Source organism: Streptomyces luteogriseus, assembly GCF_014205055.1.
In the GTDB taxonomy this organism is placed as follows: domain Bacteria; phylum Actinomycetota; class Actinomycetes; order Streptomycetales; family Streptomycetaceae; genus Streptomyces; species Streptomyces luteogriseus.
Map to the genome: position 1 here is coordinate 8,642,481 of NZ_JACHMS010000001.1, position 18,616 is coordinate 8,661,096.

At 71.5% G+C, this 18,616-nt stretch carries 2 protein-coding genes (1 of these 2 running past the window's edge); both read left to right on the forward strand.

Annotation, left to right across the window (positions count from 1 at the left end):
- Positions 1-16,044, forward strand: coding sequence for a non-ribosomal peptide synthetase (locus BJ965_RS38545; RefSeq protein ID WP_184916547.1), 16,044 nt, complete (start codon positions 1-3; stop codon positions 16,042-16,044).
- Positions 16,044-18,616 carry the beginning of a non-ribosomal peptide synthetase gene (locus tag BJ965_RS38550; protein WP_184916550.1) on the forward strand. 20,656 nt of this gene lie beyond the right edge of the window, so the window shows 2,573 of its 23,229 coding nt (coding positions 1-2,573); it begins with the start codon at positions 16,044-16,046; its stop codon lies off the right edge, out of view. Before BJ965_RS38545 ends, BJ965_RS38550 begins: the two co-directional genes overlap by 1 nt.

Below are 18,616 nucleotides of genomic sequence, written 5' to 3' on the forward strand. Positions count from 1 at the left end.
TTGTCCGCCGCGCAGCACGGTGTCTGGTTCGCCCACCAGCAGGGGCTCACCGACCTGGACTTCAGCCTCGCGCAGTGCATCGACATCCGTGGCGCGGTCGACGCGGACCTCTTCAGGGCCGCCGTCGGCTCGGCCCTGACCGAGGCCGAGGCCCTGCGCGTCCGCTTCACCGAGGACGCCGACGGCGTGTGGCAGACACCCATGCCCGTCCCTCATGATGCCCTGACGTGCCACGACGTGTCGGCGGAGCCCGATCCTGCCGAGACCGCCCTGCGCTGGATGCGCGAGGACCGCGCCCGGTCCGTCGACCTGCTCGCCGACCGGCTCTACGACCTGGCCCTGTTCCGCCTCTCGCCTGACCGCCACCTCTGGTACACGCGTGCCCACCACGCCGTCATCGACGGCTACGGCGCCTCCTTGTTCACCCGCCGTGTCGCGCAGATCTACACCGCCCTCGCGGAACGACGTCCCTGCGGCGAACCGACGTTCGGGACCCTCGCCGGACTCGTCGAGGAGGACGAGGAGTACCGCTCCTCACCGGACTTCGCCGAGGACCGGGCGTACTGGGAAACCCAACTGGCCGACCGCCCCGCGCGGTTCAGCCTGTCGCGCCGCACCGCCACCTCGCGCGGTTCCTCCCTGCGCGCCACCATCCGCCTCGCCGCGGACCTGAACGACGACCTCGTCGCCGCCGCCCGCGCCGCCCGCACCCACTGGTCCGTGGTCCTCACGGCCGCCGTCGCGCTATACGCGCACCGCATGACGGGCGCCGACCACGTCACGCTCGGCTTCCCCGTCACCGCCCGCGTCACCCTCACTGCCCGCCGCACCCCCGGCATGACCGCGAACGTCGTGCCGCTCCGGCTCGTCGTCCGCGCGGATGACGACTTCGGGCAGCTCATCGGGCGCACCACCCAGGCAGTTAAGGAGGCGCTGCGCCACCAGCGGTACCGCCAAGAGGACCTCCAGCGCCACTTCGCGCCGTCCCCCGACCCCACCGGTTCCTTCGGGCCGCTGGTCAACATCATGGGCCTCCAGGACGGTCTCACTTTCGACGGGCACCCCGGCCAGCTTCTCAACCTCGGCAACGGCCCCCTCGACGACCTGGCCTTCGACATCTACGGCACGGCACGCGGCGAACAGCTCGTCATCCACCTCGACGGCAACGAGACCCTGTACACCACCGACGAACTCACCTGGCACCTCGCCCGGTTCGAGCACACCCTGGCCGCGGCCCTGGCCGAGCCGGCCCGCGCCGTCGGCGAGCTGGACGTGGTGCCAGCCCAGGAACGGAAGCTGCTCCTCGACGCCTGGAACGCCACGGCCGCGCAGGAGTGGACCGCGGCGCCGGCGGAGCGGATAACCGAGCTGGCGCAGCGCACCCCGGACGCGCCCGCGGTGCTCGCGCAGGACGCTGTCCTCTCGTACGGGCGGCTGAACGCCCGCGCCAACCGGGTCGCCCAGCTCCTCATCGAGCACGGCGCGGGCCCGGAGCGCACCGTCGCCGTGGTCAGGAACCGGTCCGCAGACTGGCCCGTGACGCTGCTCGCGGTAGCGAAGGCGGGGGCGGCGTGCCTGGTGCTGGACCCGGAGGCCGACGGGGGGACCGACGCGTACGCTGACGTCCTGGAGGCGGCGCGGGCGGTGTGCGTGCTCACCTCCGCACACGCGCCAGGGCCGGTGGCCCCGACCCGGCCCCGCATCAGCCTGGGCGAGCCCCGCACCGAGGAGGCGCTGGCCGACCGGTCGGACGCCGACGTCACCGACGCGGACCGCACCGCGCCGCTGCTGCCCTCACACCCCGCGCAGGTGAGCCGTTCGACGGGCCTGATCACCACGTACGCGGCACTCGCCAACCAACTCGCCTGGCTGCGAACCCGCCACCCGCAGGGCCCCGGCGACCGCGTCCTGCAGGGGACCTCGCCGCTGTGGGAGTGCCACTGGGCGTTGGGCGGCGGTGCGACGCTCGTCGTCCCCGACCGCGCGGCGGCCCCGCGCGACTCGGCCCGCGTCGCCGCCGACCTGGCCGCGGACATCGCCACCCGGCAGATCACGGCCCTGCACACCACCCCGACCGTGCTCGCCGCCCTCCTCGCCCACCTCGACGAGCCGGGCACGGAGACGTACCCCTCCCTGCGCACCGTCGTTTGCGACGGCGAACCCCTTTCACCTCATCTCGCCGCACGCTTCGGTGACGTACTGGGCGGCGCCACCCTGTGCACCGGGTACGCGCCGGTGGAAACCGCCGTGCACGCCACGGCCGGGGACGCCGAGACCGCGGCTCAGCCCGGTAGCGCCTCGATCGGCAGGCCCGTGCCCGGAACCCGGGTGTACGTCCTGGATGCCTCGCTGCGCCCGGCACCCGTCGGCGTGACCGGTGAACTGTACGTGGCCGGGCAGCAGTCGGCGCGCGGCTACGCGGGCCGTCCCGGGCGGACCGTCGAGCGCCTCGTCGCCGACCCGCACGGCGCGCGGGGGGAGCGGATGTACCGCAGCGGCGACCTCGCGCGCTGGCGTGCCGACGGAAGCCTCGAGCTCGTAGGCCGCGCAGTGGAGTTCGGAAGCGTCGCCGATTGGCATACGGAGGTCGCCGCCGCCGTCGCCGCTCACCCGCACGTCGGTCAGGCGGTGGCCGTCGTCCGCGAGGACACGGCCCGGACCGCCGTCACCACCGCCTATGTCGTGCCGCCGGCCGGGACCGAAGCCCACCCGGAGGCGATCCGGCTCCACGCCGCCGAACGCCTGCCCGAGGCACAGGCGCCGACGGCCGTGGTCGTGCTCGATGCGTTCCCCGTCACCGCCCGGCACACCCTGGACCGCGCGGCGCTGCCGCTCCCGGCCCCCGCGGCAGCAACGGCCCGGCGCACCGCGCGCACCCCACGCGAGGAAACCCTCTGCCGAGCGTTCGCCGAGGTCCTCGGCGTCGACACGCCCGGCATCGACGACAGCTTCTTCGAGCTCGGCGGCCAGTCCCTGACGTCGATCCGGCTGCTCAGCCGGGTCCGCACCGAACTCGGTGTCGAACTGCCGGTACGCGCCCTGTTCGAGGCGCCCACCGTGGCCCGCCTCGCGCGGCGCGTCGACGCGGCCGAACAGGCCACCCGCGTCGGCCTCGTCCCCGCGCAACGACCCGACTGGCTCCCGCTCTCCTTCGCGCAGCGTCGGCTGTGGTTCCTCAACCGCCTCGAAGGACCGGCGTCGACCGCGTACAACATGCCGTTCGCCGTACGCCTCACCGGCGACCTGGACCGCGAGGCGCTGGCCGCCGCGCTACGCGACGTCGTCGTCCGGCACGAGTCGCTGCGCACCGTCTTCCCGGAAGGGCCGGACGAAGCGCCCTACCAGAAGATCCTGGACCCCGACGAGATCCCCGCCGACCTCCTGGCCACAGCCTCCGCGACCGCCGACGACCTGCCGGACCTGCTCACCCGCGCCGCCGCCGACACCTTCGACCTGACCCTCGAACTGCCACTGCGTGCAACGGCCTTCACCCTCGGCGCGACCGAGCACGTGCTGCTCCTGGTGATGCACCACATCGCGGGCGACGGCTGGTCGATGGTCCCGCTCGCACGGGACCTGGTGACGGCGTACGAGCTGCGGGTGGCGGGAAAGTCCCCGGACTGGAAGCCGCTGCCGGTCCAGTACGCGGACTACACCCTGTGGCAGCACCGCATCCTCGGCGACGAGAACGACCCCAAGAGTCGGCTCTCACATCAACTCGCCTACTGGGCAAAGGCTTTGGAGGCCATTCCCGAGCATCTCGACTTGCCCGCGGACCGGCCCCGCCCGGCCCTGTCCTCCCACCGGGGCGAGAGCGTGCCGGTCGAGATCGGCCCCGAGACGCATCGGGCTCTGGCCGCCCTGGCCCAGGAGAGCGACGCCAGCCTCTTCATGGTGGTGCAGGCCGCATTCGCCGCTCTGCTGTCGCGGATGGGCGCAGGCACGGACATCCCGATCGGTACGCCGATCGCCGGGCGTACGGATGAGGCGCTGGATGACCTGGTCGGGTTCTTCGTGAACACGCTGGTGCTGCGGACCGACCTGTCGGGCGACCCGACGTTCCGTGAGCTGGTGGAGCGGGTCCGCGAGACCGACCTGGCGGCGTACGCGCACCAGGATGTGCCGTTCGAGCACCTCGTGGAAGTGCTCAACCCGGTCCGCTCCATGGCCTCCCATCCGCTGTTCCAGGTGATGCTCGCCTTCCAGAACAACGCTGCGCCCCACTTCGAACTCCCCGGCCTCACCACAAAGATCGACCAACTTGACACCCGGACGGCGAAGTTCGCCCTGCTCCTCAACATCACCGAGCAGCACGGCGACGGCGTGCCCGCCGGTCTGACGGGGTTCCTGGAGTTCTCCACCGACCTGTTCGACCGGGGGACGGTCGAGGGGCTGGTGGAGCGGTTCGGCCGTGTGCTGGCCGGGGCCGTGGCTGATGCGAATGTTCGGGTGAGTGGGCTGGAGGTGCTGTCGGACGTCGAGCGGCGTGAGCTGCTGGAGGTTCGCAATGCGACCGGGGTTGAGGTTGCGTGGGTGTCGTTGCCGGCGGGCTTTGAGGCGCAGGTGGCGCGGACGCCTGAGGCGACGGCGGTGGTGTTCGAGGACGTCCGGCTCACCTACGCGGAGCTGAATGCGCGGGCGAATCGTCTGGCGCGTGTGCTGGTGGAGAAGGGTGCTGGTCCGGAGCGTGTGGTGGCGTTGATGCTGCCGCGTTCGGAGTGGTTGCCGGTGGCTTTGCTGGCGGTGGTGAAGTCGGGGGCGGCGTACGTGCCGGTGGACCCGGCCTATCCGGCGGACCGGGTCGCGTACATGTTCCAGGATGCGGATCCGGTGGCGGTGGTGTCGGCCGGGCCGGTGGACGAGGCGGTGCTGGGGGGCCGGGCGCAGGTGGTACTGGACGAGCCCACGACCCAGGCGCTCGCCGGGCCCTCGGACGCGTACGCGGATGCGGATCTGTCCATTGGGGAGCGTGGTGGTGTGCTGCGGCTGGAGCACCCGGTGTATGTGATGTACACGTCTGGGTCGACGGGGCGGCCGAAGGGTGTGGTGTTCCCGGCGGGCGCGATGGTGAACCTGCTGGCCTGGCATACGCAGATTCTCACTGGCGGTGTGGGTAAGCGGACGGGTCAGTTCGCCGCCCTGGGGTTTGATGCGGCGGCGCATGAGATGTTCTCGGCGCTGTGGTCGGGCAAGACGCTGGTGGTGCCGCGGGATGAGACACGGCGGGGCGCGGCGGAGCTGGTGCGCTGGTTCGCCCAGCATGAGGTCGGTGAGCTGTTCGCTCCGATGCCGATGGTGGAGGCGGTCGCCGAAGCAGCCGCCGAACTCGGCCTGGATCTACCTGGGTTGACGGATGTGGCGCAGGCTGGTGAGGCGCTGGCGTTGCATGGTGCGGTGCGGGAGTTCTTCGCGTCGGTGCCGGGGCGGCGGGTGCACAACTACTACGGCCCCACCGAAACCCACGTGGTGACGGCACTCTCCCTTGAGGGTGATCCGGCGGAGTGGCCGGTGTTGCCGTCGATCGGTACTCCGGTGGCCAACAGCCGTGTCTACGTCCTGGATGCCTCGCTGCGCCCGGTCCCGGTCGGCGTGGCCGGTGAGCTCTACCTGGCGGGTGCGCAGCTGGCGCGCGGTTACCTCAACCGCCCGGCCCTGACGGCGGAGCGTTTCGTGGCGGATCCGTTTGCGGGTCCGGGTGAGCGTATGTACCGCTCGGGTGACCTGGCCCGCTGGCGGGCTGACGGGACGGTGGAGTTCCTGGGCCGGGCCGACTTCCAGGTGAAGATCCGCGGTTTCCGGGTGGAACTCGGTGAGGTCGAAGCAGTCCTCGCCACCCACCCCGACATCGCCCAGGTCGCAGTGGTGGCCCGTGAGGACCAGCCCGGCGGCAAGTGCCTCGTCGCCTACGTCATCCCGTCGAACGCCGCCACGGCCACCGTGGATACGCCGCATATACGCCGCTACGTCGGTGAGCGGCTGCCGGAGTTCATGGTGCCGTCGGCGGTCGTGGTCCTGGACGCGCTGCCGTTGACGGCGAACGGCAAGCTGGACCGGCGCGTTCTGCCCGCCCCCGAGTACGGGGCAGCCGATGAGGGCCGTGGTCCGCGTAACGGTCATGAGCAGGTGCTGTGCGCGGCCTTCACCGAGGTGCTCGGCGTGGAGAAGGTCAGGATCGACGACAGCTTCTTCGACCTGGGCGGCCACTCCCTGCTGGCGACCCGCCTGATCAGCCGCATTCGCACCCGGCTGGGCGTGGAGCTGCCCCTGCGCTCGCTCTTCGAGGGGCCCACCGTGGTCCAGCTCGCCGAGCGGATCGAGGCCGACGGCGCGGCCGCTCGTGTCGCGGTGTCGCCCGCCGCACGCCCTGCGGAGGTGCCCCTGTCGTTCGCCCAGCGTCGGCTCTGGTTCCTCAACCGATTCGAGGGCTCGGCCACCTCCACGTACAACTTGCCCATCGCCCTGCGCCTGACCGGAACCCTGGACCGTGATGCCCTCGCCGCGGCTCTGCGTGATGTCATCAGCCGCCATGAATCGCTGCGGACCGTCTTCCCCGAGGGCACCGACGGCACCCCCTTCCAGCGCGTCCTCGACGTCGACCGGGCCACCGTGCGGCTGGACGTGCTCCCCGTGACTGCCGCCGAACTGCCCGCGCGTATGGCCGAGGCCGCGGGCTGCGGGTTCGACCTGACCGACGGACTGCCCCTGCGAGCCTGGCTCTTCACGCTCGACGACACCACGCACGTGCTGTCCGTCGTGCTCCACCACATCGCCGGTGACGGCTGGTCGATGGCACCCCTGGCACGCGACCTGGAGGCCGCGTACGTGGCGCGTATTGCCGGCCGGGCCCCGCGGTGGGAACCGCTGCCGGTGCAGTACGCCGACTACGCACTCTGGCAGCGCGAGCTGCTCGGCGACGAGCGCGACCCCGACAGCCTGCTCAGTCGTCAGCTCGCCTACTGGAAGACCCAACTCAGCGATCTGCCTGACCAGTTGACGCTCCCCACGGACCGTCAGCGCCCCGCCGTCGCCTCCTATCGCGGTGACAGCGTGACGTTCACGCTGGACGCCGAGCTGCATGCACGCCTCGCCGACCTGGCCCGTGAGTCCGGCGCGAGTGTGTTCATGGTGGTGCGGGCGGCGTTCGCTGCGCTGCTCTCGCGGCTCGGGGCCGGGACGGACATCCCGATCGGCTCGCCGATGGCCGGGCGCACGGACGAGGCGCTCGACGATCTCGTCGGGTTCTTCGTGAACACGCTCGTGCTCCGCACCGACCTGTCCGGCGACCCGACCTTCCGCGAACTGCTCGACCGGGTCCGCGAGACCGACCTGGCCGCGCACGCGCACCAAGACGTGCCCTTCGAGCACCTCGTAGAGGTGCTCAACCCGGTCCGGTCGATGGCGGCGCACCCGCTCTTCCAAGTGATGCTGGCCTTCCAGAACGTCGAGGAACCACAGCTGCGGCTCCCCGGCCTCACCGTCGCCCCCGAACCGGCCGCCGCCCCGGCCGCCCGCTTCGACCTCTGCGTCTATCTCGACGAGTCGCGCACGGACACCGGCGCCGAGGCGGGCCTCGCGGGCGTACTGGAGTTCGCCACCGACCTGTACGACCGGGACACGGCCGAGGAACTGGTGGCCCGTTTCGAGCGTGTCCTGCGCAGTGTGGTCCATGACCCGGACCGGCCCGTCGCGGCCCTCGACGTACTGGCGCCCGAGGAGCGGCGGCGGATCGTCGAGGAGTGGAACAGCACCGACACCCCGGTGCGGCAGGCGCCCCTGTCGGTCCTGTTCGAGGCGCAGGTGGCGCGCACCCCGGACGCGACGGCCGTGGTCCACGGGGACATCGAACTGACCTACGCGGAACTCAACGCCAGCGCCAACCGGCTGGCTCGCCTGCTCGTCGAGCAGGGGGCGGGCCCGGAGCGGCTCGTCGCGCTCGCCCTGCCCAGGTCCGTCGACCAGGTCGTCGCGGTGTACGCCACCGTGAAGGCCGGCGCGGCCTACCTTCCCGTCGACCCCGAATACCCGGCCGACCGGATCGCGTACATGCTCGACGACGCGCGCCCCGTGTGCGTCCTCACCGCGGCCGACACCATGGACCTGCTGCCGTGCGACCTGCCCGTCCTCGTCCTCGACGATCCAGGCCTTCGTGCCTCGCTCGCCGACCGGCCCGCCACCGACCTGGGCGACGCCGACCGGGCCGCGCCCCTGGAGCTCTCGCACCCCGCGTACGTGATCTACACCTCCGGCTCCACCGGCCGCCCCAAGGGCGTACTGATCCCGCACGACGCCATCGTGAACCGCCTCGCGTGGATGCAGGCCAAACATCCGCAGCGGGCCGGCGACCGCATCCTGCAGAAGACGCCGACCGGCTTCGACGTCTCCGTCTGGGAGTTCTTCTGGGCCCTGCAGGTCGGCGCGACCCTGGTAGTCGCCGATCCGGGCGGGCACCGCGACCCCGCTTATCTCGTCGAGGTCATCCGCGCCCAGCGGGTCACGACGCTGCAGTTCGTGCCGTCCATGCTCGCCGTGTTCCTCGCGGAGCCGACCGCCTCCACGTGCACGACGCTGCACACGGTGATCCTCGGCGGCGAGGCCACCTCCCTCGAACTCGCGGAGAAGTTCCGCGAGACCCTGGACTCGGGACTGTTCAATCTGTACGGCCCCACCGAGGCGTCCATCGACGTCACCCGCTGGGTGGTCCGCCACGAGCCCGGGGCCCCGAGCGTGCCGATCGGCGCGCCCGTGTGGAACACCCGCGCCTATGTCCTGGACGAGCGGCTGCGGCCGGTCCCGGCGGGCGTGCCCGGCGAACTCTACGTATCCGGCGTGCAGTTGGCCCGCGGCTATGTGGGCAGGCCTGGGCTGACCGCGGACCGGTTCGTCGCGAACCCGTACGACCCCGCTGGGCGGCGCATGTACCGCACCGGGGACCTGGTGCGGTGGCGGGCCGACGGGAACATCGAGTTCCTCGGGCGCACCGACTTCCAGGTGAAGATCCGCGGCTTCCGCGTGGAGCTCGGCGAGGTCGAGTCGGCCGTCGCCGCCCACCCGGCCGTCGCACAGGCCGTCGTCACCGTCCACACAGGCGAGGGCCGCGACCCTCGCCTCGTCGCGTACGTCGTCCCCGCCGCTGGCACCACCGTCGAACCGGCCGACCTGCGACAGTTCGTGGGCGCCCGGCTGCCGGAGTACATGGTGCCCGCCGCTGTCGTCGTCCTGGCCGCGCTGCCCGTGACCGTTAACGGCAAGCTCGACCGCAAGGCCCTGCCGGTCCCCGACTTCTCCGCCGCCCCGCACGGCCGGGCACCGCGCACCGCGCACGAGGACGTGCTGTGCGGACTGTTCGCCGAAGTCCTCGACCTGGACCGGGTCGGCCCCGAGGACAGCTTCTTCGACCTGGGCGGCCACTCGCTGCTTGCCACCCGCCTGGTGAGCCGGGTCCGCACGGTGCTCGGCGTGGAGCTGCCGCTGCGCGCCCTGTTCGAGGCGCCGAGCGTGGCCCGGCTGGCCCGCCGCCTCGCCGACGCCGACGGCGCCCGCGCCGTGCTGACCCGCAGGACCCCCACGGCGGACCTGCCCCTGTCCTTTGCCCAGCAGCGGCTGTGGTTCCTCAACCGTCTCGAAGGCGCCCAGGCCGCCACATACAACATGCCCATCGCGCTGCGCCTGACCGGTGCCCTGGACCGCGACGCCCTAGCGGCGGCGCTCGGCGACGTCGTCGCCCGCCACGAGTGCCTGCGCACGGTCTTCCCCGAGGGCCCCGACGGCACCCCCCGGCAGCGGATCGTCGACCCGGCCGACGCCGGCGTCGAGCTTCCGCTGACCCGGGTCACGGAGGCGGTGCTCTCCGAGGCCCTGGCCCGGGAGACCGCCCGCGGCTTCGACGTCACCGTCGAACTACCGCTGCGCGCCCAGCTGTTCACCCTCGACGACACCACGCACGTCCTGTTCGTGGTGCTCCACCACATCGCGGGAGACGGCTGGTCGATGGCGCCGCTGGCGCGGGACGTCGCGGAGGCCTACGAGGCGCGGGCCGACGGCCGCGCCCCGGAGTGGGAGCCGCTGCCGGTGCAGTACGCCGACTACTCGATCTGGCAGCGGGAGTTGCTCGGCGACGGCTCCGACCCCACGAGCGTGCTGGGCCGGCAGGTCGCGTACTGGACGCACCACCTGTCCGGAATCCCCGAACAACTGGAGCTTCCGGCGGATCGGCCCCGCCCCGCCGCGGCCACCCACCGCGGCGCCCATGTGCCCGTCCACTTCGACGCACGGCTCCACCAGGACCTCACCACTCTCGCGCGCGAGAGCGGCGCGAGCGTCTTCATGGTGGTGCAGGCGGCGTTCGCGGCCCTCCTGTCGCGCCTCGGCGCCGGCACGGACATCCCGATCGGCTCGCCGGTGGCGGGCCGCACGGACGAGGCGCTGGATGACCTGGTCGGCTTCTTCGTCAACACGCTGGTGCTGCGCACGGACGTGTCCGGTGCCCCCACCTTCCGCGAACTGGTCGAGCGCGTACGGGAAGCCGACCTGCGGGCCTACGCCCACCAGGACGTGCCGTTCGAGCACCTCGTGGACGTCCTGAACCCCGTCCGCTCCTTGTCGAGGCACCCGCTGTTCCAGGTGATGCTGGCCTTCCAGAACACCAGCCCCCCTCGCCTCGAACTCCCCGGCCTCGTCCTCGCCAGCGAGCCCGCAGAACTGGAAGCGGTCAAATTCGACCTGTCCGTCAGCCTCAACGAGTCCTTCGACGCGAACCGCCGTCCTGACGGCATCACCGGCGAACTCACCTACTGCGTCGACCTGTTCGACCGCGACACCGGCGACGGCATCGCCCGCCGGTTCGAGCGCCTGCTGCGTGCGTTCGTCACGGATCCGGAGCGCCCGGTGACATCGGCGGAGCTGCTGTCGCCGCGCGAGCGGCGCCTGGTCCTTGACGAGTGGAGCGCGGGGGCGGACGGCGAGCCCTTGACCGGGCCCTGCGGTGACTTGGCGGCGGGCGCCACGGCGCTCCACCTGTTCGCCGAGCAGGTGGCGCGGGTGCCGGACGCCGTGGCGGTCGAGTGCGGGGACGACGCCCTGTCGTACGCGGAACTGGACGCGCGGGCCGAGCAACTGGCGCGGGTCCTCGTGACCCGGGGAGCCGGGCCCGAGCGCGCGGTGGCGGTGGCGCTGCCCCGCTCGGCGGAGTTCGTGGTGGCGATGGTGGCCGTGTGGAAGGCGGGAGCGGTCTTCCTGCCCGTCGACGAGGAGTATCCGGCGCGGCGCATCGCCCTGATGTGCCAGGACATGCGGCCGGTGTGCGCGGTGACGACAGCCGGGACAACGGCGCCGCTGCCGAGCGGCCTGGCGCGTGTCCTCGTGGACGAGCAGACCGCCGACACTGCCGACACGGCTGACCTGGGCGACACGGGCAGCTTCGGCCCGCGCCCGCAAAACGCAGCGTACGTCGTCTACACCTCCGGATCGACGGGCCAGCCGAAGGGCGTGGTCGTTGAACACCGTTCGCTGACCGCCTACTTGGGCTGGGCGCGGGCGGCCCACCCGGAGGCGTCGGGCGTGGTGGCCTGGCAGTCACCGGTCACGTTCGACATGACGGTGGCGTCCGTGCTGTTGCCCCTGGTGTCGGGCGGACGTGCCCGCGTGACCGACCTGCTGCGGACACCGGAGGCCTCGGACCCGGCGCGCCGGCGCCAGGCCCCGACTTTCATGAAGGCGACGCCGAGCCACGTACCGCTGCTGTTGACCCTGCCGGACGAGTTCTCGCCGACGGCCGAACTGGTCCTGGGCGGCGAGGCCTTGGCCGGGTCGGACGTGGCGGAGTGGCGCCGCCGCCACCCGCAGGCCCACGTCGTTAACGCCTACGGGCCGACCGAGACGACCGTGAACGTCACCGAACACCGCGTGAGCCCCGGCGAGGCACTGCCGCCGTCCGGAGTGCCGATCGGCCGCCCTCAGGGCGGTACCCGTGCCTTCGTCCTGGACGGAGGGCTGCGCCCGGTGCCGGTCGGCGTGGTCGGCGAACTCTACGTCGCTGGGGCTCAGTTGGCCCGCGGCTACGCCGCGCGCGCCGCCGTCACGGCGGAGCGGTTCGTGGCCTGCCCGTTCACGGCCGGCGGCGAGCGCATGTACCGCACCGGCGACCTCGTGAAGTGGCGGACGGACGGCACCCTCGCCTACGTGGGGCGCGCGGACGCGCAGATCCAGCTGCGCGGTTTCCGCATCGAACCCGGCGAGATCGAAGCCGCCCTCACCCAGGATCCGGACATCGACCACGCCACGGTCCTGCTGCGCGAGGACCAGCCGGGGGACAAGCGCCTCGTCGCCTACGCCGTCCCCGCACCCGGCACGGCACCGTCCCCCGACGCCGTCGTGAAGTCCCTCGCCGGACGCCTCCCCGACCAGATGGTCCCGGCCGCGGTCGTGGTCCTCGCCGACCTCCCGTTGACCGCCCACGGCAAGCTCGACGTCCGGGCCCTGCCCGCCCCCGACCTCAAGGGCTTGCGAGGGAGATCGGGCCGCGCGCCCCGCGATGGCCGAGAGGAAGTCTTGTGCGCGGTCTTCGCCGAGGTGCTCGGCGTGGAGAAGGTCGGCATCGACGACGGCTTCTTCGACCTGGGCGGACACTCGTTGCTCGCCACCCGCGTGGTGAGCCGGGTCCGCACGGTGCTCGGCGTGGAGCTTCCGCTGCGCGCCCTGTTCGAAGCGCCGAGCGTCGCCCGGCTCGCGGAGTGGCTGGCGGAGGCCGGCGACGCGCGGGCGCCACTGGCCCCCATGGACCGCCCCGCCGAGGTCCCGCTGTCCTTCGCCCAGCGCAGGATGTGGTTCCTCAACCGCTTCGAGGGCGCCGAGGCCGCCACGTACAACATGCCCGTCGCCCTGCGGCTCACCGGCGAACTGGACCGCGAGGCGCTGGCGGCGGCGCTGCGGGACGTCGTCGTCCGGCACGAGTCGCTGCGCACGGTCTTCCCCGAGGGCGCGGACGGCGTCCCGTTCCAGAAGGTCCGCGAACTCCACGAGATCACCGATGGCGAGGGTGCCTGGCCGGCCCTCGACGTGACCCCGGTGACGGAGGAGCACCTCCAGGATCTGGTGATGGAGCAGGTCGAGCGAGGCTTCGACCTGACGGCCGACGTCCCTCTGCGCGCCAGGCTCTTCACCCTGGCCGAGGACGTGTACGTGCTAGTGGTCGTGCTGCACCACATCGCGGGCGACGGCTGGTCGATGGCACCGCTGGCGCGTGACGTCGCGGAGGCGTACGAGGCACGGGCCGAGGGCCGCGCTCCCGAGTGGGAGCCGCTGCCGGTGCACTACGCGGACTACGCGCTGTGGCAGCGCGAGCTGCTCGGCGACGAGTCCGAGCCGGACAGCTTGCTGGCCCGCCAGCTCGCGTACTGGAAGCGTCAACTAGCCGGCCTGCCAGACCAGTTGGAGCTGCCCACGGACCGCCCCCGCCCGGCGATGGCGTCCTTCCGGGGCGAGGAAGTGGCCTTTGAGGTCGCCCCTGAGATCCACGCGGGCCTGGCCGAGCTGGCCCGGGAGTCGGGTGCGAGTGTGTTCATGGTGGTGCGGGCGGCGTTCGCGGCACTGTTGTCGCGGATGGGCGCGGGGACGGACATCCCGATCGGTACGCCGATCGCGGGGCGTACGGATGAGGCGCTGGACGATTTGGTCGGGTTCTTCGTGAACACGCTGGTGCTGCGGACGGATCTGTCAGGTGATCCGACGTTCCGTGAGCTGGTGGAGCGGGTGCGGGAGACGGACCTGGCGGCGTACGCGCACCAGGATGTGCCGTTCGAGCACTTGGTGGAGGTCCTCAATCCGGAACGCTCGATGTCGCGTCACCCGCTGTTCCAGGTGATGCTCGCCTTCCAGAACAACGAACAAGCCGTCCTCGATCTGCCCAGGCTCACCCTCACCGCAGAACTCGCAGAGACCGCGTCGTCCAAGTTCGACCTCCTCCTCAGGATCACCGAGCGGGAGGCGAACGCCGGGGGCATGGGCTGCCTCTTGGAGTTCTCCACCGACTTGTTCGACCGGGGGACGGTCGAGGGGTTGGCGGAGCGGTTCGGTCGTGTGCTGGCCGGGGTGGTGGCTGATGCCGGCCGGCCGGTGGGTGGGCTGGAGGTGCTGTCGGAGGCTGAGCGGCGTGAGCTGCTGGAGGTTCGGAACGCCACGGAGGTCGAGGTTCCGTGGGTGTCGTTGCCGGAGGGTTTTGAGGCGCAGGTGGCGCGGACTCCTGAGGCGACGGCCGTGGTGTTTGAAGGCGTGGAGCTGTCGTATGCCGAGGTGAACGCGCGGGCGAATCGTCTGGCGCGTTTGTTGGTGGAGAAGGGTGCCGGTCCGGAGCGTGTGGTGGCGTTGATGCTGCCGCGTTCGGAGTGGTTGCCTGTGGCTTTGCTGGCGGTGGTGAAGTCGGGGGCGGCGTACGTGCCGGTCGACCCAGCGTATCCCGCGGACCGGATTGCGTACATGTTCGAGGACGCCGACCCGGTGTGTGTGCTCGGCTCGGAGCAGACGCTGGCGCGGCTGCCCGACAAACTGTCCGGTCGGGGCGTCGAGGTCACAAGCGAGGCGGTGTCCGGGTACGCGGATGCCGATCTGTCCGATGCGGAGCGCGGTGGTGTGCTTCTGCGGCCCGAGCACCCGGTGTACGTGATGTACACCTCCGGATCGACGGGACGCCCGAAGGGTGTGGTGTTCCCGGCGGGCGCGATGGTGAACCTGCTGGCCTGGCACGCCCAGGTGCTCCCCGGCGGAGCGGGACGACGCACAGGCCAGTTCGCCGCCCTGGGCTTTGATGCGGCGGCACACGAGATGTTCTCGGCGCTGTGGTCGGGCAAGACGCTGATGGTGCCGCGTGACGAGACTCGGCGGGGCGCGGCGGAGCTGGTCCGCTGGTTCGCCCAGCACGAGGTGGGCGAGCTGTTCGCTCCGATGCCGATGGTGGAGGCGGTCGCCGAGGCGGCGGCTGAACTCGGCGTGGGCCTGCCTGGGTTGACGGATGTGGCGCAGGCCGGTGAGGCGCTGGCGTTGCATGGTGCGGTGCGGGAGTTCTTCGCGTCGGTGCCGGGGCGGCGGGTGCACAACTACTACGGGCCGACCGAGACCCATGTGGTGACGGCCCTGTCGTTGGAGGGTGATCCGGCGGAGTGGCCTGTGCTGCCGTCGATCGGCACCCCGGTGGCCAACAGCCGCGTCTACGTCCTGGACGAGTCGTTGCGCCCGGTCCCGGTCGGCGTAGCCGGTGAGCTCTACCTGGCCGGCGCACAACTGGCCCGCGGCTACCTCAACCGCCCGGCCCTAACAGCCGAGCGGTTCACCGCCGACCCGTTCGCGGGTCCGGGTGAACGCATGTACCGCTCCGGTGACCTGGCCCGCTGGCGTGCCGACGGCACGGTCGAGTTCCTGGGCCGCGCCGACTTCCAGGTCAAGATCCGCGGCTTCCGCGTGGAACTCGGCGAGGTCGAAGCAGTCGTCGCCTCGCACCCGGATGTCGCCCAGGTCGTGGTCGTGGCCCGCGAGGACCAGCCCGGCGGCAAACGCCTCGTCGCCTACGTCGTCCCGTCGAACACCGACTCCACCGAGCAGGTCCGCGACACGGAGCTGGTGAACAGGGAGATGCGCCGGTACGTCGGTGAGCGGCTGCCGGAGTTCATGGTCCCGGCGGCGGTCGTGGTCCTGGACGCCCTGCCCCTGACGGCGAACGGCAAGCTGGACCGGCGTGCCCTGCCCGCCCCCGACTACGCCACGGTCGCGGCGTTCCGCGCGCCTCGCACGGAACGTGAACGCGCCCTGTGCGAGATCTTCGCCGAAGTGCTCGGAGTGGAGCGCGTCGGCATCGACGACAGCTTCTTCGAGCTGGGCGGACACTCCCTGCTCGCCACCCGCCTGATCAGCCGCATCCGCACCCGCCTCGGCGCCGAGCTGCCACTGCGCGCCGTCTTCGAAGCACCGAACGTGGCCACGTTGACCGAACAGCTGGGAACCGCACAGAAGTCGCAGCGGCCCGCACTGCGGCGCATGCCGCGCCCCAAGGAGAACTGATGATTCCTCTGTCTTTTTCCCAGCGTCGGCTCTGGTTCCTCAACCGGCTCGAGGGCGCCGCGGCCGCCACGTACAACCTGCCCGTCACGCTGCGTCTGACCGGCACCCTGGACCGGGACGCGCTCGCCGCCGCGCTGAGGGACGTCATGGAGCGCCACGAGTCGCTGCGCACGGTCTTCCCCGAGGGCCCCGACGGCACCCCGTACCAGCGCATCCTCGACACGGACCAGGCCTGGGCAGGGATGGACTCCGTGTCGACGGGCGAAGGCGAGGCGGAGCTCGCCGCCGCCGCGTCGGCCTTTCGGGGCGAGGGCTTCGACGTCACGGTCGACGCCCCCATGAGGGCACGCCTGTTCGTGCTGAGCGAGGACGAGCACCTCTTGGTGGTGGTGCTGCACCACATCGCCGGTGACGGCTGGTCGATGGCGCCGCTGGCGCGGGATGTGGCGGAGGCGTACGAGGCGCGGGTTGGTGGTGGCGCTACGGGCTGGGAGCCGCTGCCGGTGCAATACGCCGACTACGCGATGTGGCAGCGGGAGCTGCTGGGCGACGAGAACGACCCCAACAGTCTGCTGAGCCGTCAAATCGCCTACTGGAAAGGTACCTTGACCGGTCTGCCGGAGCAGCTGGAGCTGCCCGTGGACCGCGCCAGGCCCGCCGTCGCGACATACCGGGGCGACAACGTCGAGTTCACGCTGGACGCCGCCGTGCACCGTGGTCTCGCCGCCCTGGCGGGGGAGTCGGGTGCGAGTGTGTTCATGGTGGTGCAGGCGGCGTTCGCGACGCTGCTGTCGCGGATGGGCGCGGGGACGGACATCCCGATCGGCACGCCCGTGGCCGGGCGCACGGACGAGGCGCTGGACGACCTGGTCGGCTTCTTCATCAACACGCTCGTGCTCCGGACGGACCTCTCCGGCAACCCGACGTTCCGTCAACTGATCGATCGTGTACGCGAGGTGGACCTCGACGCCTATGCACACCAGGACGTCCCCTTCGAGCACCTGGTCGAGGTGCTCAACCCGGCCCGGTCCATGTCGCGCCACCCGCTCTTCCAGGTGGCGCTGGCGTTCCAGAACCAGAGCAGGCCCGATCTCCAGCTGCCCGGCGTCGCGCTGAGCGTCGAGCCGAACGACAGCGCCGCTGCGAAGTTCGACCTCTCGCTGGGGCTCTCCGAGCGGTTCGACGGTGACGGTATGCCGGCGGGCCTGGAGGGTGGTTTCGAGTTCGCCACGGATCTGTTCGACCGGGTGACGGTCGAGGGATTGGTGGAGCGGTTCGGGCGGCTGCTGTCCGCCGTGGTCGCCGACTCTGACCGCCCGGTCTGGGAGCTGGAGATCCTGTCCGGCGCGGAGCGCGATGGCCTGTTGTCGGGTTGGCAGGGGGAGCGGGTTGAGGTTCCGTGGGTGTCGTTGCCGGTGGCGTTCGAGGAGCAGGTGGCGCGGACGCCTAAGGCGACGGCGGTGCTGTTCGAGGACGTTCAGCTGTCGTATGCGGAGCTGAATGCGCGGGCGAATCGTCTGGCCCGAGTTTTGGCGGGTCGGGGTGTGGGGCCTGAGGGTCTGGTGGCGTTGGTGCTGCCGCGGTCGCCGGAGTTGTTGGTGGCGATGCTGGCGGTGTTGAAGGCGGGTGCTGCGTACGTTCCGGTGGATCCGAAGTACCCGGCCGAGCGCATTGCGTACGTCCTGGGTGATGCCGCCCCCGCCGTGGTGATCACCGACGCGTCCGTACGAAGCGTCGTGCCGGAGAACCACCAGGTGCTGCTCCTTGAGGACCTAGCGGATGCGGTGGCTTTGGAGTCGGGTGCGGATGTCCGGGATGAGGAGCGGAGCTGTGCCCTGTCGCCGTCGCACCCGGCGTATGTGATCTATACGTCGGGTTCGTCGGGTCGGCCGAAGGGTGTGGTGGTCGGGCATGCGGGTGTGGTGAATCTGGCCCGGGATCACATCATGCGGCTGGGGGTGGACGGCGGGAGCCGGTTGTTGCAGTTTGCGTCGCCGAGCTTTGACGCTGCGGTGGCGGACATCTGGCCGGCGTGGCTGGCCGGTGCGGCGCTGGTGCTGGGGTCGGCGGAGCGGCTGGTTCCGGGTGCACAACTCTCGGAGTTGATATCGGAGTTCGGGGTGACGCATGCGACGCTGCCGCCGGCGACGTTGCCGGTGCTGGGGGAGTCCGGCGGGCTTCCGTCGGGGTTGACGCTGGTGGTGGCGGGTGAGGCGTGTTCGGCGGAGGTGGCCCGCACATGGTCGCGTGGGCGTCGGATGGTGAACATTTACGGTCCGACCGAGGCGACGGTGGCGTCCACGTCCAGTGAGCCGCTGACGCCAGACATGACCGGTGTGCCGCCGATCGGGCGGCCGGTGTGGAACACCCGCGCCTATGTCCTGGACGACCGCCTGCGTCCCGTCCCCGCAGGCGTCCCCGGCGAGCTGTACCTGGCGGGCGCGCAACTGGCCCGCGGCTACCTGAACCGTCAGGCTCTGACGGCGGAGCGGTTCGTGCCGGACCCGTTCGCGGGCCCGGGGGAGCGGATGTACCGGACCGGCGACGTGGTGCGCCGCCGCCGCGACGGCCA